Source organism: Pseudomonas anuradhapurensis, assembly GCF_014269225.2.
Lineage (GTDB): Bacteria > Pseudomonadota > Gammaproteobacteria > Pseudomonadales > Pseudomonadaceae > Aquipseudomonas > Aquipseudomonas anuradhapurensis.
The window spans coordinates 846,931-870,598 of sequence record NZ_CP077097.1 but is presented as its reverse complement, the minus strand read 5'-3'; the positions used below and the strand labels follow the sequence as shown (position 1 = coordinate 870,598).

At 63.8% G+C, this 23,668-nt stretch carries 25 protein-coding genes; 11 read left to right on the top strand and 14 right to left on the bottom strand.

What is annotated here, in order from left to right:
* Window positions 1–3: 3 nt before the first annotated feature.
* Complete coding sequence (locus HU763_RS04020) at window positions 4–264, bottom strand: hypothetical protein (protein ID WP_186673704.1); 261 nt, start codon at window positions 262–264, stop codon at window positions 4–6.
* A gap of 160 nt (window positions 265–424) precedes the next feature.
* Between HU763_RS04020 and HU763_RS04015 the strand changes: the two genes are divergently transcribed.
* Complete coding sequence (locus HU763_RS04015) at window positions 425–631, top strand: hypothetical protein (RefSeq protein WP_170028272.1); 207 nt, start codon at window positions 425–427, stop codon at window positions 629–631.
* 102 nt (window positions 632–733) lie between these two features.
* Here HU763_RS04015 and HU763_RS04010 read toward each other — a convergent pair whose 3' ends face one another.
* A complete protein-coding gene (locus tag HU763_RS04010) occupies window positions 734–1,318 on the bottom strand; it encodes a YajG family lipoprotein (RefSeq protein WP_186686372.1) in 585 nt (194 codons plus the stop codon).
* Window positions 1,319–1,463: 145 nt separating this feature from the next.
* On the opposite strand from HU763_RS04010, the gene HU763_RS04005 reads away from it, so the two are divergent.
* Both HU763_RS04005 and mqo read left to right on the top strand, forming a co-directional pair.
* Window positions 1,464–1,697 carry a hypothetical protein gene (locus HU763_RS04005; protein ID WP_170028270.1) on the top strand — a complete coding sequence of 78 codons (234 nt, stop codon included), beginning with the start codon at window positions 1,464–1,466 and terminating at the stop codon, window positions 1,695–1,697.
* 597 nt (window positions 1,698–2,294) lie between these two features.
* Window positions 2,295–3,803 carry a malate dehydrogenase (quinone) gene (mqo, locus tag HU763_RS04000; RefSeq protein WP_186686374.1) on the top strand — a complete coding sequence of 503 codons (1,509 nt, stop codon included), beginning with the start codon at window positions 2,295–2,297 and terminating at the stop codon, window positions 3,801–3,803.
* Window positions 3,804–3,980: 177 nt separating this feature from the next.
* Here mqo and HU763_RS03995 read toward each other — a convergent pair whose 3' ends face one another.
* From HU763_RS03995 to HU763_RS03980, 4 genes are all read right to left on the bottom strand, one after another.
* A complete protein-coding gene (locus HU763_RS03995; RefSeq protein ID WP_186686377.1) occupies window positions 3,981–4,271 on the bottom strand; it encodes a PA4642 family protein in 291 nt (96 codons plus the stop codon).
* Window positions 4,272–4,339: 68 nt separating this feature from the next.
* Complete coding sequence (locus HU763_RS03990; protein ID WP_170028267.1) at window positions 4,340–4,810, bottom strand: hypothetical protein; 471 nt, start codon at window positions 4,808–4,810, stop codon at window positions 4,340–4,342.
* Between the two features lie 186 nt (window positions 4,811–4,996).
* Window positions 4,997–5,470 carry a WbuC family cupin fold metalloprotein gene (locus tag HU763_RS03985; protein WP_170028266.1) on the bottom strand — a complete coding sequence of 158 codons (474 nt, stop codon included), beginning with the start codon at window positions 5,468–5,470 and terminating at the stop codon, window positions 4,997–4,999.
* 2 nt (window positions 5,471–5,472) lie between these two features.
* Window positions 5,473–6,030 carry a hypoxanthine-guanine phosphoribosyltransferase gene (locus HU763_RS03980; protein WP_170028265.1) on the bottom strand — a complete coding sequence of 186 codons (558 nt, stop codon included), beginning with the start codon at window positions 6,028–6,030 and terminating at the stop codon, window positions 5,473–5,475.
* Between the two features lie 159 nt (window positions 6,031–6,189).
* Here HU763_RS03980 and upp point away from each other — a divergent pair, with 159 nt between their 5' ends.
* Window positions 6,190–6,828, top strand: a complete 639-nt coding sequence (gene upp / locus HU763_RS03975) for a uracil phosphoribosyltransferase (RefSeq protein WP_186686379.1) — start codon at window positions 6,190–6,192, stop codon at window positions 6,826–6,828.
* Window positions 6,829–6,830: 2 nt separating this feature from the next.
* Window positions 6,831–8,105, top strand: coding sequence for a uracil-xanthine permease family protein (locus HU763_RS03970; protein WP_170028264.1), 1,275 nt, complete (start codon window positions 6,831–6,833; stop codon window positions 8,103–8,105).
* Between the two features lie 115 nt (window positions 8,106–8,220).
* On the opposite strand, the gene hemH is transcribed toward HU763_RS03970, so the two are convergent.
* Both hemH and HU763_RS03960 read right to left on the bottom strand, forming a co-directional pair.
* Complete coding sequence (gene hemH / locus HU763_RS03965) at window positions 8,221–9,237, bottom strand: ferrochelatase (protein WP_186686381.1); 1,017 nt, start codon at window positions 9,235–9,237, stop codon at window positions 8,221–8,223.
* A gap of 13 nt (window positions 9,238–9,250) precedes the next feature.
* Complete coding sequence (locus HU763_RS03960; RefSeq protein ID WP_186686383.1) at window positions 9,251–10,156, bottom strand: TIGR01777 family oxidoreductase; 906 nt, start codon at window positions 10,154–10,156, stop codon at window positions 9,251–9,253.
* A gap of 187 nt (window positions 10,157–10,343) precedes the next feature.
* On the opposite strand from HU763_RS03960, the gene HU763_RS03955 reads away from it, so the two are divergent.
* The 5 genes from HU763_RS03955 (at window position 10,344) to HU763_RS03935 (ending at window position 15,413) form a co-directional block, all read left to right on the top strand.
* Window positions 10,344–11,330: an NAD(P)/FAD-dependent oxidoreductase gene (locus HU763_RS03955; RefSeq protein WP_186686385.1), complete on the top strand. Its 987-nt coding sequence runs from the start codon at window positions 10,344–10,346 to the stop codon at window positions 11,328–11,330.
* Between the two features lie 97 nt (window positions 11,331–11,427).
* Window positions 11,428–12,396: a YbgA family protein gene (locus HU763_RS03950; RefSeq protein ID WP_186686387.1), complete on the top strand. Its 969-nt coding sequence runs from the start codon at window positions 11,428–11,430 to the stop codon at window positions 12,394–12,396.
* Entirely contained in the window at window positions 12,386–13,285 is a 900-nt protein-coding gene (locus tag HU763_RS03945; RefSeq protein ID WP_186686389.1) for a MerR family transcriptional regulator, read from the top strand. The genes HU763_RS03950 and HU763_RS03945 overlap by 11 nt, the downstream gene beginning before the upstream one ends.
* Complete coding sequence (gene phrB, locus HU763_RS03940) at window positions 13,276–14,718, top strand: deoxyribodipyrimidine photo-lyase (RefSeq protein ID WP_186686391.1); 1,443 nt, start codon at window positions 13,276–13,278, stop codon at window positions 14,716–14,718. The genes HU763_RS03945 and phrB overlap by 10 nt, the downstream gene beginning before the upstream one ends.
* A complete protein-coding gene (locus HU763_RS03935; RefSeq protein WP_186686394.1) occupies window positions 14,715–15,413 on the top strand; it encodes an SDR family NAD(P)-dependent oxidoreductase in 699 nt (232 codons plus the stop codon). Before phrB ends, HU763_RS03935 begins: the two co-directional genes overlap by 4 nt.
* A 38-nt stretch (window positions 15,414–15,451) precedes the next feature.
* Here the strand turns inward: HU763_RS03935 and HU763_RS03930 are convergent, their stop codons facing one another.
* The 6 genes from HU763_RS03930 to hemA all read right to left on the bottom strand — a co-directional run bounded on the left by HU763_RS03930 (window position 15,452) and on the right by hemA (window position 20,801).
* Entirely contained in the window at window positions 15,452–15,970 is a 519-nt protein-coding gene (locus HU763_RS03930) for an acyloxyacyl hydrolase (protein ID WP_186686397.1), read from the bottom strand.
* Between the two features lie 105 nt (window positions 15,971–16,075).
* Window positions 16,076–16,873: a glutamate racemase gene (murI, locus tag HU763_RS03925; protein WP_186686400.1), complete on the bottom strand. Its 798-nt coding sequence runs from the start codon at window positions 16,871–16,873 to the stop codon at window positions 16,076–16,078.
* Entirely contained in the window at window positions 16,866–17,621 is a 756-nt protein-coding gene (locus HU763_RS03920; RefSeq protein ID WP_170028255.1) for a molybdopterin-synthase adenylyltransferase MoeB, read from the bottom strand. The genes murI and HU763_RS03920 overlap by 8 nt, the downstream gene beginning before the upstream one ends.
* Window positions 17,615–18,445, bottom strand: coding sequence for a peptide chain release factor N(5)-glutamine methyltransferase (gene prmC / locus HU763_RS03915; protein ID WP_186686403.1), 831 nt, complete (start codon window positions 18,443–18,445; stop codon window positions 17,615–17,617). The genes HU763_RS03920 and prmC overlap by 7 nt, the downstream gene beginning before the upstream one ends.
* On the bottom strand, window positions 18,445–19,527 hold the full coding sequence (prfA, locus tag HU763_RS03910; RefSeq protein ID WP_170028253.1) for a peptide chain release factor 1: 1,083 nt from the start codon (window positions 19,525–19,527) through the stop codon (window positions 18,445–18,447). Before prfA ends, prmC begins: the two co-directional genes overlap by 1 nt.
* On the bottom strand, window positions 19,524–20,801 hold the full coding sequence (gene hemA / locus HU763_RS03905; RefSeq protein ID WP_170028252.1) for a glutamyl-tRNA reductase: 1,278 nt from the start codon (window positions 20,799–20,801) through the stop codon (window positions 19,524–19,526). The genes prfA and hemA overlap by 4 nt, the downstream gene beginning before the upstream one ends.
* Before the next feature lie 1,145 nt (window positions 20,802–21,946).
* Here hemA and HU763_RS03900 point away from each other — a divergent pair.
* Window positions 21,947–23,668: a tetratricopeptide repeat protein gene (locus HU763_RS03900; protein WP_170028251.1), complete on the top strand. Its 1,722-nt coding sequence runs from the start codon at window positions 21,947–21,949 to the stop codon at window positions 23,666–23,668.

Below are 23,668 nucleotides of genomic sequence, written 5' to 3'. Positions count from 1 at the left end.
AAATCAGACCCAGGTACTGAGCCAGGACAGCAGCAACGCCATCGCCAGGCACGAAAAACCCAGAATGTAGAAGTATCGCGGTACCCGCAGGTCGAACGCGTCGACCAGCACATCCTCCAGCGCCAGCATCTCGCGGGTTTCCGCCTCGCGGCGCCGTGCACTGTGCAGCAGCAACCCGCCCGGGCAGGTCAGCAACAGCGCCAGCAGATTGATCAGCTTGGTCGGATGGGCGGCCAGGAACCCCCAGAGCACTTGCAAGGACATCACGCAACCTCGGTGTGAGCGACGGCAAAGGCCCGCATTCTACCCAAGTCAAGCCCTCACGCCCGGCCCGGGCGACAAAGTGTCATTAAATTTCATCTGTCATGAGCTCGTCATCTGAACAGGCCACCCTGTCGGCCTTTCCATGACCCGGAGCTTGTTCATGCTGCATGCCGAAAACCAGGACCGCCTCTATCTGGTCGCCCAGAGCGATGACCAGCAGGCGCTGATCGATGGTTTTGCCATCAACGTGCAGGACCGCCAGTGGCTGGTGTATTGCGCATTGGGCGGGCACGCGCATGAAAGCCTGCCGGATATCGATCCCCATACCGGCCTCAGCGTGCTGGATTTCCAGATAGAAGCTGCGTAACCCTGCGCCGGCCTGTTCGCGGGCGCGCCGGCAAAAAGTCCAGATAACAAAAAACCCGCTACCTGAAACCAGGCAGCGGGTTTTCTTCGTGCGGCTGAAGGCTTACTGCCCCAGCACCTGGCCGATGCTCGGGTCCTTGAACAGGCGGGTCAGGGCATCGCTCAGCACATCACCCACCAACTGGTTGTTGGTTTCCTGGTTCGGCGCCATGCCGAAACGCTGGTCCAGCGAGGCGCCGTAACGGCCACTGTAGGTACGGCCGCCGTTGGCGACGTCGGCACGGAAGGTAGCGCCGATGGTCGCCTCGGTGACGTACAGGTTGTCTTTCGGCGACTGGTACTTCAGTTCGGCCAGGGTCACGGTCAGCTGCGGCGCGTTATAGGCGTTGGGCGTCGGGGTGAAGCCGAGCAGACGCACGGCGGCTTCGGCCTGGGCCTGCAGCTTGGGCACGATGTCGTTACCGCTGACGCTGATGGTGCTGGTTTCGGGGTACATGCCACCACGAGTGCCCAGGGACTGCGACGCCCGGCCGTCAACCACCCGGACCACCACCGGCTGGCCATGGCCGACCGGGGCGAGCTGGGCCTTGAGCGTGGGTTGCGGGTTGAGTTGTTGCGGGCTGTGGGCACAACCAACCAGGCTGAGGCTGGCCACGGTGATCAAACCGAACAACAGACGTTGCAACATGCGCGTTACTCCAGAAAATGCGGCGAAGGCCCACAGTATACCCAGCGACACATCGACCAGTCATCGGCCTGGCCCGGTTGTCACAATGGTTTCATCGCCGCGCCCTTATCCTTGCGCCAAGCCCCAACGCACAGGACCTGCTGCCATGGCCTCGCTCTGGACCCTGCTCTTCCGACGCCCGCGCCACAACGCCTATGCCCGCCTCGACGCCGACGGCAAATGCCTGGCCTTCAAGCAATGCAGCCAGGCCCCCAGCGGCAGCGGCTGGGTCCGGGTCGGGGAAATCCAGCTCGCCTGGCTGGGCCGCGAGCTGCCCGCCAGCGCCCGGGTTTGCGCACGCGCAAGCCGCCGCTGGCACCAGCGCATCCTCACGGCCTGACAAACGCTGCAATAAAAACCACGAATGGCGACATTTCTGCGCGCGACATCGCTATAATCTCCCCCCGATTATAAGGACGTCTCCTGATCGGGCCCCGCATCGCCGCTTGACCCCGGCAACTTCACCGCTTCGCCCACAGAGAGCCTTCCACTCAGGTCTTGCATCGGCTGTCGTGCCTGCTTTCCGGCCCTTCACACTGCATGAACCTGCGGGTTGCCATCGCGCAGTCCCCTTTTGAGGTTCACGTCTCCAAAAGAGCGTGAAAAAACGGTTTTCACAACTTCACAAGAGTGTGGCGAGCAAATGAACAGTCTGGCATGTGCAAAAGCGGCAGATGTGTCCCGAACAGCCCTGAACAGGCGGCAAATGCGCTCATCGCGGATGAGTATCTGAGCCGTTCCATAACGCACGCACGACACCTTGACCATAAGTCGAATTGCCGCACCCGTGGCAAACGGCGTTCAATAGCGAACCCGAAGACTGATTGGCGGTGCCCGCGGAAGTTGCAAGAACTGCGATAAGTCGGACATGGCGATCCTGGCGACCCCAGGTCCTATGCTGTCAATTAGGTAGCTGTAGATTGTGGAGACGCGTTAAATGGCGCAGAACGAATCGGTTGATGTGGTACTGGTAGGCGCGGGCATCATGAGTGCCACCCTGGCCGTACTGCTCAAGGAGCTCGACCCGACCCTGAAACTCGAGGTCGTCGAGGCGATGGACTCCGGAGCCGCGGAAAGCTCCAACCCCTGGAACAACGCAGGTACCGGCCACGCCGGCCTGTGCGAGCTTAACTACACGCCGCAGGCCGCCGATGGCAGCATCGACATCAAGAAGGCCGTGCACATCAACACCCAGTTCGAGGTCTCGCGCCAGTTCTGGGCCTACCTGAGCAAGAAGGGCAACTTCGGCTCGGCGCGTGCCTTCATCAACCCTGTCCCACACCTGAGCTACGTCGAGGGTGACAAGGGTATTGCCTTCCTCAAGAAGCGCTTCGAGCTGCTCAAGCAGCACCACGCCTTCGCCGAGATGGAATACACCGAAGACAAGGCGCTGATGAAGGAGTGGATGCCGCTGATGATGCCAGGCCGCCCGGCCGACCAGCGCATCGCCGCCACCCGCGTACTCAAGGGCACCGACGTCAACTTCGGCGCACTGACCAACAAGCTGCTCAAGCTGCTGGGCGACGCCGAGCATGCACAGGTCAAGTACAGCAAGAAGGTCGTTGGCCTGCGCCGTAACGGCAGCGGCTGGACCGTGAGCATCAAGGACGTCAACAGCGGCGGCAGCCGCGAAGTGGACGCCCGCTTCGTCTTCCTCGGAGCCGGTGGCGCGGCCCTGCCGCTGCTGCAGCTGTCTGGCATTCCGGAAAGCAAAGGCTTCGGTGGCTTCCCGGTCAGCGGCCAGTGGCTGCGTTGCGACAACCCGGAAATCGTCAAGCAGCACCAGGCCAAGGTCTACAGCCAGGCTGCGGTCGGCGCCCCGCCGATGTCGGTACCGCACCTGGACACCCGCGTGGTCGACGGCAAGAAGTCGCTGCTGTTCGGGCCATACGCCGGCTTCACCACCAAGTTCCTCAAGCACGGTTCGCTGATGGACCTGCCGCTGTCGGTGCGCATGGGCAACATCGGCCCGATGCTGGCCGTGGCCCGCGACAACATGGACCTGACCAAGTACCTGGTCAGTGAAGTGATGCAGTCGATGGAACAGCGCCTGGAAGCCCTGCGTCGCTTCTACCCGCAGGCCAAGGCCGAAGACTGGCGCCTGGAAGTGGCTGGCCAGCGCGTGCAGATCATCAAGAAAGACCCGAAGAAAGGCGGTGTGCTGCAGTTCGGTACCGAGCTGGTCTCGGCCCAGGACGGCAGCCTGGCCGCACTGCTCGGCGCATCCCCGGGTGCTTCGGTGACCGTGTCGATCATGCTGGAACTGATCGAGCGCTGCTTCCCCGAGCAGGCCAAAGGTGCCTGGGCTGCCAAGCTCAAGGAAATCTTCCCGGCTCGCGAGAAGACCCTGGCGACCGACGCGGCCCTGTACCACAAGATCAGTGCCGACAACGACGTGGCGCTGGACCTGGTGGAAAGCAGCCCGGCGGCCAAGCATTACGCCTGATTGAACCGGTAACGAAAAAACGCCCCTCGGGGCGTTTTTTTGTGCCTGGATACTCACCAACCTGTGCCGGCCTCTTCGCGGGCATGCCCGCTCCCACAGGTTCGGCGCCGCCCTCAGGCTCTGTGCTATCCCTGTGGCAGCGGGCGCGCCCGCGAAGAGGCCGGTGCAGGCTAACGATCAACCACGGGCGTTGGCGATGATCTCGAGGTACTCTGCCGCATTGCGCTGGTCGGCAATCTGCTCGACGAAGGTCTTGCCATGCTCGTCCTTGCCATCCAGGTCCAGGCCCGCTTCGACGAAGAAGCCGACAAAGCGCTCGAAATCGTCGACGCGCAGGCCGCGGTAGGCCTTGACCAGCTTGTGCAGCGACGGCGAGGTCACCCCGTCGGCAGGCTCGAATTGCAGGAACGTCTTGATGTAGTCGTCGCTGATCTCGTCGCCGATTACCTGTTTCTTGTCTTTACGCATTGCCGACTCCAACTGGACCATCACGGGATTTCGAAGGCCGGCAGTGTACCCCCCGCAGGCCGCGCGCCTCAACGCGTACGTACGGTGCCGGTGTGCAGGTCGGCCCAGATATGGCCGTTACCGTAGGTGAGGAACTGTACATACAGCGTTTCGTTGCGCAGCAGGTCCATGATTACCCGGTAGTCGCTGACCGGGTAATTCAGGCTCAGGGTGCGAGTCTTCTCGTCATACACAGGCTTTTTCAGGCTCTTGGCCGCTTCCCCGTCGAAGGTCAGCAGCACCTGGGTGATGGTGGCGCCCTTGCTCAGTGGCTTGCCCTTGAGGCGCACCTGCAATGATGAAGTGATCGGGATCGGCTGCTGGTCGGACTGGCGCTGGGCCCCGACGACCACCGAATAATCGGTTACTTGCAGCAATTGCTGGCCGGTCGGCGCTTCCTGGCGCAGGGACTGGTCGTCAGGTGGCAGGAACTGGCTGTGCAGCGGTGCGGCGGCGAGTGGCAGGCTGACCGCCAGCAGCAGGGGAAGAATCGCACGCATGTGAGGCTCCTTGTATGAAGGGGCACTCTAGCACGGCGTGCACCGCCTCTTGTAGGAGCGGCCTTGTGTCGCGATCGGGCTGCGCCGCAGCTCCTCGATTGAAGCTTCGCACCAACAAGGTCGGGGCCGCTTTGCGGCCCATCGCGACACAAGGCCGCTCCTACAGCTGAGTACGCCGGCCTGGCATCAATCGAACTGCGCAAGCATCCAGGCCTGGTACTCGGCAACGCCCTCGTCACCTTCGCGCGGCGCCCAGTGCGCGTGCTCGCCCTCGCCCACCGGCCGGTACGGCCCGGCCTTGCACTCGAACAGGATGCTGTCCGGCTCCAGTACCACCAACCCGTGGTAGGTGCCAGGCGCCAGGTCCACGCCCAGGCAGTCGCCGCCAGCCTGCAATATCCGCTTGCCGGTCACCGCACCCTGCTCATCGAACAACAGCAGGCCGAAGCGCCCCTTGAGGGCAAGCAGCGTTTCCGCCTTGTCGGCGCTGAGGTGGCGGTGCGGCGGAATGTAGGTACCCGGTTGCAGGCCGACTGCCATGCGGTGGCAGGGTTCTTCCATCTCGTGGAAATTATGGTGCTGGCGCCCGCGCGGGTTGGCGGCAGCCTGCGCGGCCAGCCCGGCGAACAACGCTTGGTCGATGAACGCAGGCTGGCGCATGGTTACAGCCCCTTGACCGCGAAGATGCCGTTGGCGTTGCGCCAGTAGCCTTTGTAGTCCATGCCGTAGCCGAAGATGTAGCGGTCGACGCAGGGCAGGCCCACGTAGTCGGCCTTGAGGTCCGGGCTGGCCTTGCGGTCGTGGTCCTTGTCGATCAGCACTGCAGTGTGCACCGAGCGCGCACCTGCGTGCTTGCAGAACTCGATGATGGCACTGAGGGTGTGGCCTTCATCGAGAATGTCGTCGACGATCAGCACGTCACGGTCAATGAACGAAACTTCTGGTTTGGCCTTCCAGAACAACTCGCCGCCGCTGGTCTGGTTGCGGTAGCGGGTGGCGTGCAGGTAGCTGGCCTCCAGCGGGAACTGCAGGTGGGTCAGCAATTTGCCGGAAAAGATCAGGCCGCCGTTCATTACGCAGAACACCACCGGATTCTTGTCGTGCAGGTCCTTGCAGATCTGCTCGCCGACTTTGGCGATGGCCGCTTCGACTTCGGCTTCGGTGTACAGGCAGTCAGCTTCACGCATGACTTGACGGATATGCTCGAGATCGGCGGACATGGCGCTCTCCGGGTGGCACTTTGGAAAAGCGGGCAAAGGTACGCATCCGCTCGTCACAGATCAAGCATTTATGGACTAACGTCCAAAATGACCAGACGACAGCACAGGCTGAATAGATTAATCTAGCCCGGTTTTTTTGCCCGCCTTTCGGAGCCCCCTATGCCCACTCGTGAGATCCGCCATCCGCTGATCCGCCACAAGCTCGGCCTGATGCGCCGTGCCGATATCAGCACCAAGAATTTTCGCGAACTCGCCCAGGAAGTCGGCGCGCTCCTGACCTACGAAGCGACCCAGGACCTGCCGCTGGAAACCTACGAGATCGACGGCTGGTGCGGCAAGGTGCAGGTTGAAAAGATCGCTGGCAAGAAGATTACCGTGGTGCCGATCCTGCGCGCCGGCATCGGCATGCTCGACGGTGTGCTCAGCTTGATCCCCGGGGCCAAGGTCAGCGCGGTCGGCGTTGCCCGCAACGAAGAAACCCTCGAAGCCCACACCTACCTGGAAAAGCTCGCCCCGGACATCAACCAGCGCCTGGCCCTGATCATCGACCCGATGCTGGCCACCGGCGGTTCGATGGTCGCCACCATCGACCTGCTGAAGAAGGCCGGCTGCAAGGAAATCCGTGCCATGGTCCTGGTGGCCGCGCCGGAAGGCATCGAAGCGGTGGAAAAAGCCCACCCGGACGTGCAGATCTACACCGCGTCGATCGACCAGCACCTGAACGAACACGGCTATATCGTGCCTGGCCTGGGCGATGCCGGTGACAAGATCTTCGGCACCAAGCAAAAGGACGCCTGACCATGCAGGACGGCTTCAACGACCCGCTCTGGCGCCAGGTCGTTTCGGGCGCGCAGATGCTCTTCGTGGCATTCGGCGCGCTGGTGCTGATGCCACTGATCACCGGCCTCGACCCGAACGTCGCGTTGTTCACCGCCGGCATCGGTACCCTGCTGTTCCAGCTGGTCACCGGCCGCCAGGTACCGGTGTTCCTGGCCTCGAGCTTTGCCTTCATCACCCCGATCATCCTCGCCAAGGGCCAGTTCGGCCTGGCCGAGACCATGGGCGGGGTGATGGCCGCAGGCTTCGTCTACACCTTCATGGGCCTGATGGTAAAAATCAAAGGCACCGGTTTCATCGACCGCATGCTGCCGCCAGTAGTGATCGGCCCGGTGATCATTTCCATCGGCCTGGCCATGGCACCGATCGCGGCGAACATGGCCATGGGCAAGGCCGGGGACGGCAGCGTGCTGCTGCCGTACAAGACGGCGATGATGATCTCCATGCCCGCCCTGCTGACCACACTGATCGTCGCCGTGTTCGGCAAAGGCATCTTCCGCCTGGTGCCGATCATTGCCGGCGTGCTGGTAGGCTTTGCCCTGTCGTTCGCCTTTGGCGTGGTCGACACGGCCAAAATCGCCGCCGCCCCGTGGCTGGAACTGCCCAACTTCACCGCGCCGGCGTTCAACTGGCAGGCCATCCTGTTCATCGTCCCGGTTGCCCTGGCACCGGCGATCGAGCACATCGGCGGGGTGATCGCCGTCGGCAGCGTGACCGGCCGTGACTACCTGAAGAAACCCGGCCTGCACCGCACCCTGCTCGGTGACGGCCTGGCCACCACCGCAGCCGGCCTGTTCGGCGGCCCGCCCAACACCACCTACGCCGAAGTGACCGGCGCGGTGATGCTGACCAAGAACTACAACCCGAAGATCATGACCTGGGCGGCGATCTTTGCCATCACCCTGGCCTTCATCGGCAAGTTCGGCGCGCTGCTGCAGAGCATCCCGGTGCCGGTGATGGGCGGCATCCTGTGCCTGCTGTTCGGCTCGATCGCAGCGGTGGGCATGAACACCATGATCCGTCACAAGATCGACCTGGCCGAAGCGCGCAACCTGGTGATCGTCTCGGTCACTCTGGTGTTCGGTATCGGCGGCGTGCTCATCGGCAGCGGCGATGGCCCGGATGACTGGGGCCTGAAAGGCATTGCCCTGTGCGCCATCGTGGCGATCGCCCTGAACCTGATCCTGCCGGGCAACGATGGTTGGAAGCACAAGAAGCTGGATGATCAGATGCCTTGAGGTCCTGGGGCGGCCTTGCAGCCCGGTCGGGTCACAAGGCCGCCCCTGCCCGGAATTCCGGCCCCTGTAGAAGCAGCCTTGTGTCGCGGCAGGGCTGCAACGCAGCCCCAGCTGTTCAAGCCTTTTCGCACATGTCAGCCAGCACCCTCGCCCACTCCGGGTGGTCATTCAGGCACGGCACCAGCACCAGCTCCTGCCCACCCGCCTCGACAAACTGCTCGCTGCCACGCATGCCGATTTCTTCCAGCGTCTCGATGCAATCGGCGACGAATGCCGGGCACATCACCAGCAACTTCTTCACCCCAGCCTTGGCCAACTCATCCAGCCGCGTCTCGGTGTAGGGCTCGATCCACTTGTCCCGGCCCAGCCGCGACTGGAACGATACCGACCACTTACCCTCGGCGATGCCCATTTTCTGCGCAAAGGCCTTGGCCGTGGCCAGGCACTGCCCACGGTAGCAAACCGCCCGTACCTCGGCGGACGCATCATGGCAACAATCGGCAGCCCGCAGGTCGTGCCGGCTGCCTTTGGGGAACAGCTTCTTCAGGTGCCGCTCCGGCAGGCCATGGAAGCTGAGCAGTACGTGGTCATACGGCTGTTCCAGGTAAGAACGGGCGCTGGCGGCCAGCGCCTCGATGTACGCCGGGTGTTGGTAGAACGGTTGCAGCACGCGCATCTGCAGCGCTAACCGCTGCTCTTCGATGGTCCGCCTGGCCTGCTCTACCACGGTGGTCACCGTGCTGTCGGCGAACTGTGGGTAAAGCGGCGCCAGGGTCACCTTGCGCACGCCTTGTCGGGCAAGCCGTTCCAGCACCTCAGGCAAGGCCGGCTGGCCGTAGCGCATGGCGATTTCCACCGGGCCGTGGGGCCAGTGTTCGACCATGGCCGCCTGCAGGCGCCGGGTCAGCACCACCAGCGGCGAGCCCTCGTCCCACCAGATCGAGCCATAGGCGTGCGCCGACTGCTCCGGCCGCTTGATCAGGATCAGCGACACCAGCAGGCGCCGCAGCGGCCAGGGCAGGTCGACCACATACGGGTCCATGAGGAACTGGTCGAGGTAGCGGCGCACATCGGCCACCGAAGTGGAGGCAGGGGAACCCAGGTTGACCAGCAGCAGAGCGTGATCGGTCATGCAGCGTCCTATGTCAAAGTTGGCTGGACAGGTTGTCCAGGGCCGATTGCAGATCGTTGAAGCGGAAGGTGAAGCCTGCCGCCAGCAAGCGTACCGGGCGCGCGCGCTGGCCGCCGAGCAGCAGGATCGACAGCTCGCCCAGAAGGGCCTTGAGCAGCACCGCCGGCACCGGCAGCAGCGCCGGGCGATGCAAGGTGCGGCCCAGGCGCCTGGCGAACTCGCGGTTGCGCACCGGCTCTGGGGCGCAGGCATTATAGGGACCGCTGGCGTCCTTGTGCTGCAAGAGAAAATCAATCAGGGCCACCTGGTCGTCTATATGGATCCAGGGCATCCATTGCCGCCCGTGGCCCAGGGGCCCGCCCAGTCCCAGCTTGAAGGGCAGGCGCAGGCGCGACAAAAAGCCGCCATCGCTGGCCAGCACCAACCCGGTCCGTACCAGCACCACGCGGATGCCCTGGGCCTGCGAACGCAGGGCGGTTTCTTCCCAGGCAATGCACAACTGGCTGGCGAAATCCTCTCGCACCGGGGGTGAAGCCTCGCTCAGCTCGCGTTCGCCGCCGTCCCCGTACCAGCCCACCGCCGAACCCGAGATCAGCACTTCCGGGCGCTGCTCACGGCTGCCCAGCCAGCTCAGCAATTGTTCGGTGAGGGCGATACGGCTGGCCCACAGCAGGTTGCGCCGAGTCGCCGTCCAGGGGCGGTCGGCGATCGGTGCACCGGCCAGGTTGACCACCGCATCGAGCTGATCGCCCGGCTCCAGTTGCTCCAGGCGGGCGATGCCACGCACGCCCGCCCCGCAGATCGTCGGCACCTGCTCAGGTCGGCGGCTCCACACCGTCAGCCGATGTCCCTGGCCAAGCCAGTAGCGGCACAGGTGCCGGCCAATCAACCCGGTGCCGCCTGTCAGTAATATATGCATGGCAGTGTCCTCGCAGATTGCGGCGGTGGTCTATTTTTAACAACAAGGCACTTTTTTGACCCGACGCTCTCGGATAAACATAGGCCAACCTGCCCGCCAAAGCGGTATAACCTTATACAAAAATTGTGCATTGTACAGGTTTGCCTGACAGCGTAGTCTGCTTACAGCAAGGTTTAAAGAGGCCATCATGACAGTACCAATCGCCATCATCGGGGCCGGTATCGCCGGCCTGTCTGCCGCCCAGGCTTTGCAGAAGGCCGGGCAATCCGTGCATTTGTTCGACAAAGGCCATGGCAGTGGCGGGCGCATGGCCAGCAAGCGCAGCGAGGCTGGCGCGCTGGATCTTGGTGCCCAGTACTTCACCGCGCGCGACCGGCGCTTCGTCGAGCAGGTGCAACAGTGGGTTGCCGCCGGCTGGGCCGAGCAATGGAAACCGCAGCTGTACAACTACCGCGATGGCGAACTCAGCCCCTCGCCCGACGAGCAGACGCGCTGGGTGGGGGTACCGCGCATGAGCGCCATCACCCGCGGCCTGCTCAAGGATGTGACCGTCAACTTCGGCTGCCGCATCGCCGAAGTGTTCCGTGGCAAGCAGTACTGGCACCTGCAGGATACCGAAGGCTGCAGCCACGGCCCGTACAGCCGCGTGGTCATCGCCGTGCCGGCCCCACAAGCCACACCGCTGCTGGCCGCTACCCCGAAGCTGGCTGCCGTTGCTGCTGGCGTGCAGATGGAGCCTACCTGGGCCGTCGCCCTGGCCTTCCAGACCCCGCTGGACACCCCGATGCAAGGCTGCTTCGTGCAGGACAACCCACTCGACTGGCTGGCGCGCAACCGCAGCAAACCAGGCCGTGACGAGCAGCTCGACACCTGGGTGCTGCACGCCACCTCAGCCTGGAGCCGGCAACACATCGACCTGGCCAAGGAAGAGGTGATCGAACAGCTGTGGGGCGAATTCGCCGAGCTGGTCGGCTGCGTGGTACCGGCACCGACCTTTGCCTTGGCCCACCGCTGGCTATATGCCCGCCCGACCAGCAACCATGAATGGGGCGCGCTGGCCGATGCCGACCAAGGCTTGTACGCCTGTGGCGACTGGTGCCTGTCCGGGCGTGTCGAGGGCGCCTGGCTGAGTGGCCAGGAAGCAGCGCGGCGGTTGCTTGAACACCTTGAGTGACAGAGTTATACAAAAAAACTAGTTTGCATAATTTCTTGGCTGTGCTGGAATTGACCTGTACAAGTTTTTGACCATGTACAGGTTTATGGAGACAGCCATGCACGACCCCTCCACGCATCGCAAGCCGCGCATTGCCATCAGTGCCTGCCTGACCGGTCACAGCGTGCGCTATAACGGCGGCCACAAGGCCTCCGACCTGTGTCGAACGCAGCTCGAGGAACATTTCGACTGGTTGCCGGTATGCCCTGAAGTGGCCATCGGCCTGGGCGTACCGCGCGACCCGATTCGCCTGGTCGGCGACCCCGAGCAACCGGAAGTGGTCGGCACACGCAACCCCGACATCGACCTGACCGGCCCGCTGCGCAGTTATGGCCAGCAGATGGCCGCGGAACTCGATGACATCTGCGGCTACATCTTCATGCAAAAGTCGCCGTCCTGCGGGCTGGAGCGGGTCAAGGTCTACCAGGACAACGGCCGCCCGGCCTTCCACAACGGGCGTGGTGTGTACGCCCAGGCGTTCTGCGCACAGCGCCCGGACCTGCCCGTGGAAGAAGAAGGCCGCCTGCACGATGCCGTGCTGCGCGAGAACTTCATCAGCCGGGTATACGCCTATGCCGACTGGCAGCGCCTGCTGGCCGAGGGCCTGAGCCGTGGGGCGCTGGTGCATTTCCATGCGCGCTACAAGTACCTGCTGATGGCCAACAACCCCCAGGCCTACCGCACCCTGGGGCGCATGCTCGGCAGCATGCGCCGTGATGACGACCCGCAAAGCATCGGCCCGCGCTACTTCAGCCAGCTGATGCAGGCGCTGCGCCGCTGCGCCAGCCGTGGCACCCATGGCAATGTGCTGCAGCACCTGAGCGGCTATTTCAAGGATGCCCTGACGCAGCAGGACAAGGCCGAGCTGCAGAGCATCATCAGCCAGTACCGGCAAGGCGTGGTGCCACTGGTGGTGCCGCTGACCTTGCTCAAGCACCACTTGCGCAAGCACCCCGACCCGTACCTGCTGCAACAGGCCTACCTGCAGCCGCATCCCGAGCGCCTGGGGTTGCGCAATGCTGTCTGAGATCTTGCTGCCCATCGGCGAGCTGGCCCGTCGCACCGGCGTCAACCCGGTTACCCTGCGGGCGTGGGAGCGGCGCTACGGCTTGCTCAAGCCTCAGCGCACAGCCAAGGGCCATCGCCTGTATCCGCTGGACCAGGTGGAGCGGGTACAGACGATCCTCGCCTGGCTGCAGCGCGGTGCATCGGTCAGCCAGGTAGGCGAGCTACTCGACAAGCCCACTGCCACGCCCCCCAAAGGCGACTGGCAGGCCAGGCAGTTCCAGTTGATCGAAGCCATCGCCAATCTATCCCAGCGTGCGCTCGACCAGCAGCTCAACCAGGCCATGGCGCTGTACCCGGCAGTGACCCTGTGCGAGCAATTGCTGCTGCCGCTGCTCGACATACTCGAGCTGCGCTGGCGCAACTACTTCAATGCAGGGCTGGAACAGATCTTTTTCAACACATGGCTGCGCAGCAAGCTCGGTGCCCGGGTCTATCACGACAACCAGTTGCTGCAAGGCCCTGCGGTGCTATTGGCCGATGATCACGAGCGCGGCTTCAACCCTGAATTGTGGTTATGCGCCTGGCTGCTGACCAATAACGGTATCGCCGTGGAAGTGCTGGAACACCCCATCGCAGGTGCTCAACTCAGCCATGCCGCCACCACCCTGAAAGTGCGCGCCGTCATCCTGTACCTTGGCCCGCGCATCGATGCCAAGGCGCTGCAACGCATGCTACGCAATCTGCCAACGCCCGCCCTGCTGGGCGGACCGACAATGGCCATGCACGAAGCGCAGCTCGGTAACCTCGACCACCCCGACCTCTCCTTGTTCGACACCCCCCAGGCCGCCCTGCGGTTGCTTCAGGGCAATGAGCGGCCGCCTGCAGGACTGGACTCATCATGCAATTGACCTGGCTGCGCAGCGACCTGCGCATCGATGACAATACCGCACTCAGTGCCGCCACTGAACGCGGCCCGACCATCGCCTTGTGGCTGGTCAGCCCCGGGCAGTGGCTGGCACATGACGATGCAGCCTGCAAAGTCGACTTCTGGCTGCGTAACCTGCGCGACCTGAGCCAGTCACTGGCGCGCTTGAACATCCCCCTGCTGATTCGCACGGTCGACAGCTGGGAACAGGCGCCACAGGCCGTGCTCGAGGTTTGCCGCCAGCATCGGGTGCAAGGTGTGCACTGGAACGAAGAGTACGGCCTCAACGAGCAGCGCCGTGACGACGCCACACGGGCCTTGCTGGAACGCTCGGCCATCCAGGTTCACAGCCATCTCGACCAGCTGTTGTTCCGTCCGGGCAGCATCCTCACCCGCAGTGGTGACTACTTCCAGGTGTTCAGCCAGTTCAAGAAGAGCTGCCTGGAGCACCTGCACCGCAGCCTGCCGGCCCTGGCCCGGCGGGTGCAGCGTCAGGCGCCGCTCCAGGTCGCCAGCGACCCCATACCCGAGCAAGTGAATGGCTTCGAACAGCCGGGGCGCTCCCTGCGCGAACATTGGCCTGCCGGTGAAACCGAGGCACAGGCGCGGCTGGCCCGCTTTGTCGACGAAACCATCGACGATTACCACCAGCTGCGCGACTTGCCGGCCAAGCCTGGCACCAGCCAGCTGTCCCCCTATCTGGCCGCCGGCGTGATCTCGCCGCGCCAGTGCCTGCACGCCGCCTTGGCCAGCAACCGAGGCGAGTTCGACAGCGGCAGCAGCGGCGTGCAGACCTGGATCAACGAACTGCTCTGGCGCGAATTCTACAAACACATCCTGACCGGTTATCCACAGGTCTCGCGCCACCGCGCCTTCCGCGCCCATACCGAAGCGTTGCCCTGGCGCGACGCACCGGGCGACCTCGCTGCCTGGGAACAGGGCCGCACCGGCTTTCCAATCATCGACGCGGCAATGCGCCAGCTGCTGCACACCGGCTGGATGCACAACCGCCTGCGCATGATCGTGGCCATGTTCCTCAGCAAGAACCTGCTGATCGACTGGCGCAAGGGCGAACGGCACTTCATGCGCCACCTGATCGATGGCGACCTCGCTGCCAACAACGGCGGCTGGCAGTGGAGCGCGTCCACCGGCACCGACGCCGTACCCTATTTCCGCCTGTTCAACCCGGTTTCACAATCGCAGCGTTTCGACCCCCAGGGGCAATTCATTCGCCACTGGTTGCCTGAATTGCAGGGGCTGAATGAAAAAACTATTCACTTGCCGGTGAAGACAGCCGATCTTTTTGCTACACATTGCTATCACAGTCCCATTGTCGACCTCGACAGTAGTCGCCAACGCGCACTGGAAGCATTCAAGAACCTCCCGCGTCGGCAGGATCAGAGGGCAGTATCGTGAATAATGTTCGTCGTATCTGGGTGACGGGCGCCGCCAACGGACTAGGCCTGGCGTTGGTGGAGGGGTTACTTGGGCAAGGGCACCAGGTAGCCGCAAGTGGCAAGGAGGACGAGGCGCTGGATGCCTTGGCGGCGCGCTATGGCCGCCAGCTGTTGCGTTTGCCCTGGCAGTTGCATGAAGAACAGCAGGCGGCACAGGCCAGCCAGCAGATCTGCCATGCCTGGTGCTCGCTGGATGGCCTGATCCTGAATGCCGGGACCAGCGATTACCTGGCGGACAATGTGCCAGCCAGCGAACTGTTCGAGGCAATTGTCACCAGCAACCAGTTGGCCGGCGAAAATTGCCTGGCCAATGCGCTGCCATTGCTGGCGCAAGGTGACTCGCCGCAGGTGATGGCGGTTTTCAACCGTTATTCGGCGTTGCAGTTGTACGCGCCGACGCAGCCGAGCGCAGACTGGAACAACATGCCGCAGTGGATGCGCAAGCAGCGCCAGGCATTGAAAGCCGAAGGGATCGAGCTGACCGTGGTGGGACCACAGTCGCTCAAGGCACCGGTGACCCCGGTGCAGGCGATACCGGAGGCGTGGGCAGCGCAGAGCGCGGCAGAAGAGCTGCGGCGGCGGTGGCCGCAGCGGGAGCCGGAGCTGGTCCTGGAAACCCTGGACCCAAGCGGTTTGTGGCCTTTGCCACGCTAGCCGGCATGGCGCCTGCAGGGCCCGACTGCCAGGCGGGTTCAGAGCGCCATGCGGTAATGCAGGCTGTAGCTTTCGACCCCATCGTTGGGCTGTTTCAGGCCGGCGTTGGAATAGTGGATCGCCCGTACCCCGATCTCATGCCCACCGGCAAAGCGCAGGCCAAAGCCGATGCGGTCTTCGAACTGGAATGACGAGCCCAGGTCGTTGTCTTCCAGCTCGGTACTGGAGAACGCTGCCACGCCAATACCCGCCTCGATGTACGGCTTCACCGAGTCGCCAGCAAATTCATAGACGAATACCGGTGCGAACGAGAGGCTGTGATTGCTTGCGGTCTCATCCCCGTCCCAATAGCTGTAGGCCCCATCCCAGTAACCGGTCAGGCGGCCGACACTGGTTTGCCACCAGCTCGCGTCCCAGTTCGATTGCAGCCCCAGCCGATAGACCATGGTCGAGTCGCCGGTCTGGCCCACCGAAAACGAAACGTCGGCAGCTTGCGCCGACAGTGTCTGCCCCAGGGTTACGACGGCAGCCGTCGCCAAGCACAGCAGTTTCTTCATGAGAAACATCCTTCTTCCTGATGCTGTTATTAGTGTCTGCCTCATGGCAGGCAAACGGTAGAAAGCGGCAGTAGTACGATAGTTCAGCTTGATTTCACGTTTTTTTCACAACGCAAAGCTTTGCACACTGTCGGATTTATGCCACAGCAAAGGCAGGATTTTTCTCAACGCTTGCGGATCGGCGCTGGTCCAGAAGCGGGTATCGCCGGCAGGCCCAGCGGCCAGCAGGTCATGTGCGGCCAGCAAGCGCTGCAGCTGGCGTGCCACCGCGGCGCCGGTGTCGATGATTGCCACGTCGGCAGGCACCATGTCGGCCAGCAACGGGCGCAGGAAGGGATAATGGGTGCAGCCGAGGATCAGGGTATCGCAGCCCGCAGCCAGCAGAGGCTGCACATAACCCGACAGCAACTGGTGCAGCGCCGGGCTGGCCAGGTCACCCGCCTCGATGCGCTCGACCAGGCCCGGGCAAGGCTGAGTGATGACCTGTACGTCGCTGGCGAAACGGTCGAGCAAGGCGGCGAACTTGGCGCTCTGCAGGGTACCAGTGGTCGCCAGCACACCCACCACGCCGGAACGCGTGGCGGCCGCAGCGGGCTTTACCGCCGGCTCCATGCCAACCAGCGGCCAGCTCGGGTACAACTCACGCAGGTCGGCCACCGCTGCCACCGTTGCGGTGTTGCAGGCCAGCACCATGGCCTTGGCGCCTTGTTCATGGAAGAACCCGGCAATGCGCCGGCAACGCTCACGGATATAGTCCGGGGTCTTCTCGCCATACGGCACGTGACCGCAATCGGCCACGTACAGCAGCGTCTCATGGGGCAGCAAACGCTGGATCTCGGCGAGTACCGACAAGCCGCCTACCCCAGAATCCATCACGCCGATCGGCGCCGAGCGCTCAGCCATCGCGCTTACCGCAGACCGCACAGGCCGGGTCGCGTTTCACCCGCAATTCGCGCATGCGGGTGCCAAGGGCATCGATCAGCAGCAGGCGCCCGACCAGCGGTTCGCCAAACCCGGCCAGCAGCTTCATGGCCTCCAGCGCCTGCAGGCTGCCTACCAGGCCGACCAGAGGGCCAATCACCCCGGCTTCGCTGCAGGTCAGTTCGGCTTCGCTGCCATGGCCGTACAGGCAGTGGTAGCAAGGGCTGTAGTCGCGCCGTGGGTCGAATACCGACAGCTGCCCCTCCAGGCGGATCGCCGCACCGCTGACCAGCGGTTTGACCGCAGCGACACAGGCGGCATTGACCGCCTCGCGGGTACTGAAGTTGTCGGAGCAGTCCAGCACCAGGTCGACCGCTGCCACTGCTGCGGCCAGCGAGTCTTCGTCCAGTGCCTGGCGATGGGCGACCAGGCTGATTTCCGGGTTGATCGCCTGCAAACGCTGCAAGGCCGAATCGACCTTGCTCATGCCGACGCTGGCACTGTCGTGAATGACCTGGCGTTGCAGGTTGGTCAGGTCGACGGTGTCGAAGTCGGCCAGGTGCAGCTCGCCCACGCCGGCGGCAGCCAGGTACAAGGCGACCGGTGAACCAAGGCCACCGAGCCCGACGATCAGCGCCTTGCTCCGCTTGAGGCGCAACTGGCCGTCAATGTCGATCTGGGCCAGCAATACCTGCCGGCTGTAACGCAGCAGTTCCTGATCACTCAGCATGGCAGCCGTCCCAGGGTAATGCGTTCATGGCCACCCAGGTCGGTGCGGCTGGCGACCTCGGTGAAGCCTTGTTCAGCCAGCAAGGCGCGTACTGCCGCTGCCTGATCGTAGCCGTGTTCCAGCAGCAGCCAGCCGCCCGCTACCAGGTGGGCGGGGGCCTGGGCGGCGATGACGCGCAGGTCGTCCAGGCCATCGGCGCCGGCCACCAGGGCGCTGCTGGGCTCGAAACGTACATCGCCGACGGCCAGGTGCGGGTCGGCGGCGGCAATGTACGGCGGGTTGCTGACAATCAGGTCGAAACGCTCGCCGACCAGGCTGTCGAACCAGTGGCTGACCCGCACCTGGGCGTTGGCCAGGCCCAGGCGCTGGCGGTTGCGCTCGGCCAGGGCGGCAGCCTCCTCCACCCGGTCCACTGCGGTTACCTGCCAGGCCGGGCGATCGCTGGCCAGGGCCAGGGCAATCGCGCCGGTGCCGGTGCCCAGGTCAAGGACCTTGGCCGGCGTGGCGGGTTGCAGTTCAAGGGCGGTTTCCACCAGCAGCTCGGTATCCGGCCGCGGGATCAGGGTATGCGGGGCGACTTCCAGGTCGAGCGTCCAGAAGCCCTGCTGGCCGAGGATGTAGGCGACCGGCTCGCCGTCGCGGCGGCGCTGCAGGTAGCTGGCATAGGTCTCGGCATCTTCGCTGCTGACGATCCGCTCGGGCCAGGTGTGCAGGTAGCTGCGCGACTTGCCGATGGCCGCAGCCAGCAACAGCTCGGCATCCAGCCGCTCGGTGGGCGATTCTGGCAGCTGCGCGTTGCGCAGCAGGCTGGCGATGATGGTCATCAGTCCCCCAGCGCGGCCAGCTGATCGGCCTGGTATTCGGCCAACAGCGGTTCGATGACGGCCTCCACGCCACCGGCGAGGATGTCGTCCAGCGAGTACAGGGTCAGGTTGATACGGTGGTCGGTCACCCGGCCCTGTGGGTAGTTGTAGGTACGGATGCGCTCGGAGCGGTCGCCCGACCCCACCAGCAGCTTGCGCTCGCTGGCGATGGCGTTCTGCGCGGCGCTGGTCTGCATGTCGTTGAGCTTGGCCGACAGCCAGGACATGGCGCGGGCACGGTTCTTGTGCTGCGAACGCTCTTCCTGGCACTCGACCACGATGCCGGTCGGCAAGTGGGTGATGCGGATCGCCGAGTCGGTCTTGTTGACGTGCTGGCCACCGGCACCGGATGCGCGGTAGGTGTCCACACGCAGGTCGGCCGGGTTGATCTCGATGGCGGCCTGTTCGTCCGGTTCGGGCAGTACCGCCACGGTGCACGCCGACGTGTGGATACGGCCCTGGGACTCGGTCTCGGGCACGCGCTGTACACGGTGCGCGCCGGACTCGAACTTGAGCTTGCCGTACACGTTGTCACCCTCGACGCGGGCGATGATTTCCTTGTAGCCGCCGTGCTCGCCTTCGTTCTCGGAGAGGATTTCCAGGCGCCAGCCACGCTTTTCGGCGTAGCGCGAATACATGCGGAACAGGTCGCCGGAGAAAATCGCCGCCTCGTCGCCACCGGTACCGGCACGGATTTCGAGGAACACGTTGCGGCCGTCGTTGGGGTCTTTGGGCAGCAGCATGCGTTGCAGCTGCGCCTCCAGCGTCAGCAGTTGTTCCTTGGCTTCACGCACTTCTTCCACGGCCATTTCGCGCAGGTCCGGGTCACTGTCCTTGAGCAGCGCCTGGGCGCCTTCGAGGTCGTCCTGGACTTTGCGCCACTCTTTATATGCAGCGTAGACCGGCTCGACTTCGGCGTATTCACGGGAATAGGCGCGGAAGCGCGTCTGGTCGGAAATGACCTCGGCATCACCGAGCAGCGCGGTGAGTTCTTCGAAGCGGTCCTGGAGGATTTCCAGTTTGTTCAGCAGCGACGCTTTCATTGCGGGGATTTGTCCGTCGAGCCCTCGTTGAGGGCAAAGAGTTCCTGGGCCATGGCCAGCGCATCGAGGCGGCCCTCGGCCGAGAGCCTTTTCAGTTGCACGCTGGGCGCATGCAGGAGTTTGTTGGTCAGCCCTCGGGCCAGTTGGGCCAGCACGTCTTCGGGGTTGCCGCCGTTGGCCAGCAGGCGCAGGGCTTTTTGCAGTTCTTCGTCGCGCAGGCGCTCGCTTTGCTGGCGATAGGCCTTGAGCACGTCCACTGCGGCCAGCTCACGCAGGCGCAGCATGAAATCTTCCGCCCCGACCGCCACCAGCTCTTCGGCGGCCTGGGCTGCGCCCTGGCGGCTCTTGAGGTTTTCCGCCACTACATCGTGCAGGTCATCGACAGTGTACAGGTAGACATCGTCCAGCTCACCGACTTCGGTCTCGATGTCGCGTGGCACGGCGATGTCGACCATGAAGATGGGCTTGTGTCGGCGCTGCTTCAGTGCGCTTTCCACCGCGCCCTTGCCGAGGATCGGCAGTTGGCTGGCGGTGGAGCTGATGACGATGTCGCTGTTGGCCAGTTCCTGGGGGATATCGGCCAGCAGCACGGCATGTGCGCCGAACTGTTCGGCGAGGATGCTGGCCCGCTCCAGGGTCCGGTTGGCGACGACGATGCGGCGCACGCCCTGCTCGTGCAGGTGGCGGGCGACCAGGGTGATGGTTTCACCGGCGCCGATCAGCAGGGCCTGGCTGCGGCCCAGGTCGCTGAAGATCTGCTTGGCCAGGCTGACTGCGGCGAACGCCACCGACACCGGGTTTTCGCCGATGGCGGTGTCGGTGCGCACCTGCTTGGCGGCGCTGAAGGTGGCCTGGAACAGGCGCCCGAGCAGCGGGCCGACGGTCCCGGCTTCACGCGCCACAGCATAGGCAGATTTCATCTGGCCGAGGATCTGCGGCTCGCCGAGCACCAGCGAATCCAGGCCCGAGGCCACGCGCATCATGTGTTTCACCGCCTCGTGTTCTTCGTGCACGTAGGCGCTGGCGCGCAGCTCGTCCAGGCTGAGCCGGTGATAGTCGGCCAGCCATTGCAGCACGGCATCGGCGGACAGGTGATCCTGCTCTATATAGAGCTCGCTGCGGTTGCAGGTCGACAGGATCGCCGCTTCGCGGCTGGATGTCAGCCGGCAGAGCTGCTGCAGGGCGTCTACCAGCTGCTCTGGGGTAAACGCCACGCGCTCGCGTACGTCTACCGAGGCAGTCTTATGGTTGATACCAAGTGCAAGAAAGGCCATGCAAGGTCGCTGGTTGTGACGGGAAGCCGATAATTGTCCTCTTTCGCAGGTTTCAGGACAACCACCGTTCGCTATTGCGCTGGTAGCGCTGCGGCTATCGCCGCCTCCAGGCCTGCACAAGCAGCGATTTCAGGCATGCTCCGCTTTTGATCTTGCTTTTGATCTTGCTTTTGATCTTGCTTTTGATCTTGCTTTTGATCTTGCTTTTGATCTTGCTTTTGATCTTCGCGACTTCAGTAGGCCGAACGTAGGCCTTGCGGAGGGAGGTGACGGGCATGGATGCCCGTCAAGCGCTGAGGCCCCATGGATGGGGCCTGCAGCGCGTCCTCCCGGGAGCAAGGCCGGAGTGAGGGAACCCCGGAGCGAAGCGGAGGGGCCGGATGATGGGAGCGCAGCGTTTTTTGGTTACTTTTTGCCGCGTTTGGCAAAAAGTGACTCGCCGTAAGGGCGAAAAGGTGATTCAGCGTCGCCATCGCCAATGGACTTTGCGCGCGATAAAAACCAGCGCTATCCCGCTTCAAGCTTTTCGCTTTTCGCTTTTCGCTTTTCGCTTTTCGCTTTTCGCTTTTCGCTTTTCGCTTTTCGCTTTTCGCTTTTCGCTTTTCGCTTTTCGCTTTTCGTTTTCAAGCGTGGGCTTCAACAATGAAATCAACATTCATTTTCAAAGGCGGCGCTTAGTCACCTTTCCGCCCTTACGGCGGGTCACTTTTTGCCAAACGCGGCAAAAAGTAACCAAAAAACGCTGGCTCCCATCATCCGGCCCCTACGCTGCGCTCCGGGGTCCCCTCGCTACGGGCTTGCTCCCGGGAGGACGCGCTGCAGGCCCCATCCATGGGGCCTCAGCGCTTGACGGGCATCCATGCCCGTCACCTCCCTCCGCAAGCCCTTCGCTCGGCCTCCTGAAGTCGCATTCGGCGGCGCCTGGACTACTGCGCGCTTAGAAGCAAGAGCAAGAGCAAGAGCAAGAGCCGAAGCAAGAGCAAAAACAACAGTCCAGGTACCATCGTGACTGCTCTGGGACGAACCACCCGTGCATGGCGCGGTCTTCATGAGCGAAGCGATAGCTTCATACCTTCGCAGGTGGGTTTGCCCCCGCGCTTGTGTCATCATGCTCCGACCGCCGGTGAGTCTTTCTAAAGCCTTTTATGAACAAACCATACGCATTGCTGCTTGCCTTCGCCCTGCTCCAGGGCTGCCAGAGCCTGGCCCCACAAAAGGCCGAGCCTCCCACTGCCGAGGCCGCCAAGCGCGAGGCGGAAAAGCCCGTGGTGTATGGCTCGTTCAAGCAGGAAACGCTCTATAGCCTGCTGGTGGCGGAACTGGCCGGCCAGCGCAACCGCTTCGACATCGCCCTGGCCAACTACACCGACCAGGCCGCGAAAACCCAGGACCCCGCAGTTTCCGAGCGCGCCTACCGCATTGCCGAATACCTCGGCGCCGACGAACCGGCCCTGGACAATGCGCTGGTCTGGGCCCGCAACGACCCGCAGAATCTCGACGCCCAACGCGCCGCCGCCATCCAGCTGGCCCGCGCCGGCCGCTATGACGAGTCCATGACGTACATGGAAAAGGTCCTGCAAGGCCAGGGTGACACCCATTTCGACTTCCTTGCCCTGTCTGCGGCAGAAACCGACCAGAGCACCCGCGACGGCCTGCTGCACAGTTTCGAACGCTTGCTGGCCAAGTACCCGCAAAACAGCCAGCTGGTGTTCGGCAAGGCCCTGCTGCTGAACCAGGACGGCAAGGCCGAAGAAGCCCTCGAGCTGCTCGAGTCGCACCCGCCGCAAAACGGCGAGGTCGCCCCCATCCTGCTTCGCGCCCGCCTGCTGCAGGCCCTGGACCGCGGCCCGGAAGCCCTGCCACTGCTGCGCGGGGCGATCCGCGACAACCCGGATGACAAACGCCTGCGCCTGACCTACGCGCGCACCCTGGTCGAACAGGACCGCATCGCCGATGCCAAGGGCGAGTTCCTCAGCCTGGTCCAGCAATACCCCGACGACGACGAACTGCGCTATTCGCTGGCCCTGGTATGCCTGGAAAACAAAGACTGGGATGAAGCCGAGGGCTACCTGCAGGAGCTGATCGAGCGCGACAGCAATGTCGACGCCGCGCACCTGAACCTGGGCCGCATCCGCGAGGAACGCCACGACCCCGCCGGCGCCCTGCGTGAATACGCCCTGGTCGGCCCAGGCCCCGATTACCTGCCGGCGCAGCTGCGCCAGGCCGACATCCTGGTTGCCAACGGCCGCGGCAGCGAAGCCTCGCGCCTGCTCGCCGAGGCCCGCGAAGCCCAGCCGGACTACGCCATCCAGCTGTACCTGATCGAGTCGGAAAGCTACAGCAACAACAACAAGGACGCCCAGGCCAGCCAGGTCCTGCAGCAGGCCATCCAGCGCTACCCGGACGACCTCAACCTGCTGTACACCCGCGCCATGCTGGCGGAAAAGCGCGATGACCTGCCGCAGATGGAAAAGGACCTGCGCGCGATCATCGCCCGCGAGCCGGAAAACGCCATGGCCCTGAACGCCCTGGGTTATACCCTGGCCGACCGCACCACCCGCTACAGCGAAGCCAAGGCGCTGATCGACAAGGCCCACCAGCTGACCCCGGACGACCCGGCGATACTCGACAGCCTGGGCTGGGTCAATTACCGCCTGGGTAACCTCGACGAGGCTGAGTCGTACCTGCGCCGGGCCTTCGCCAGCTTCCCCGACCATGAAGTGGCCGCCCACCTGGGCGAAGTACTGTGGGCCAACGGCAAGCGCCGCGAAGCCCGCCAGGTCTGGGCCAAGGGCTTCGACGCCCAGGCCGACAGCCCCATCCTGCGCAAGACCCTCCTGCGCCTGACCGGATCCGAGACCCTTTAA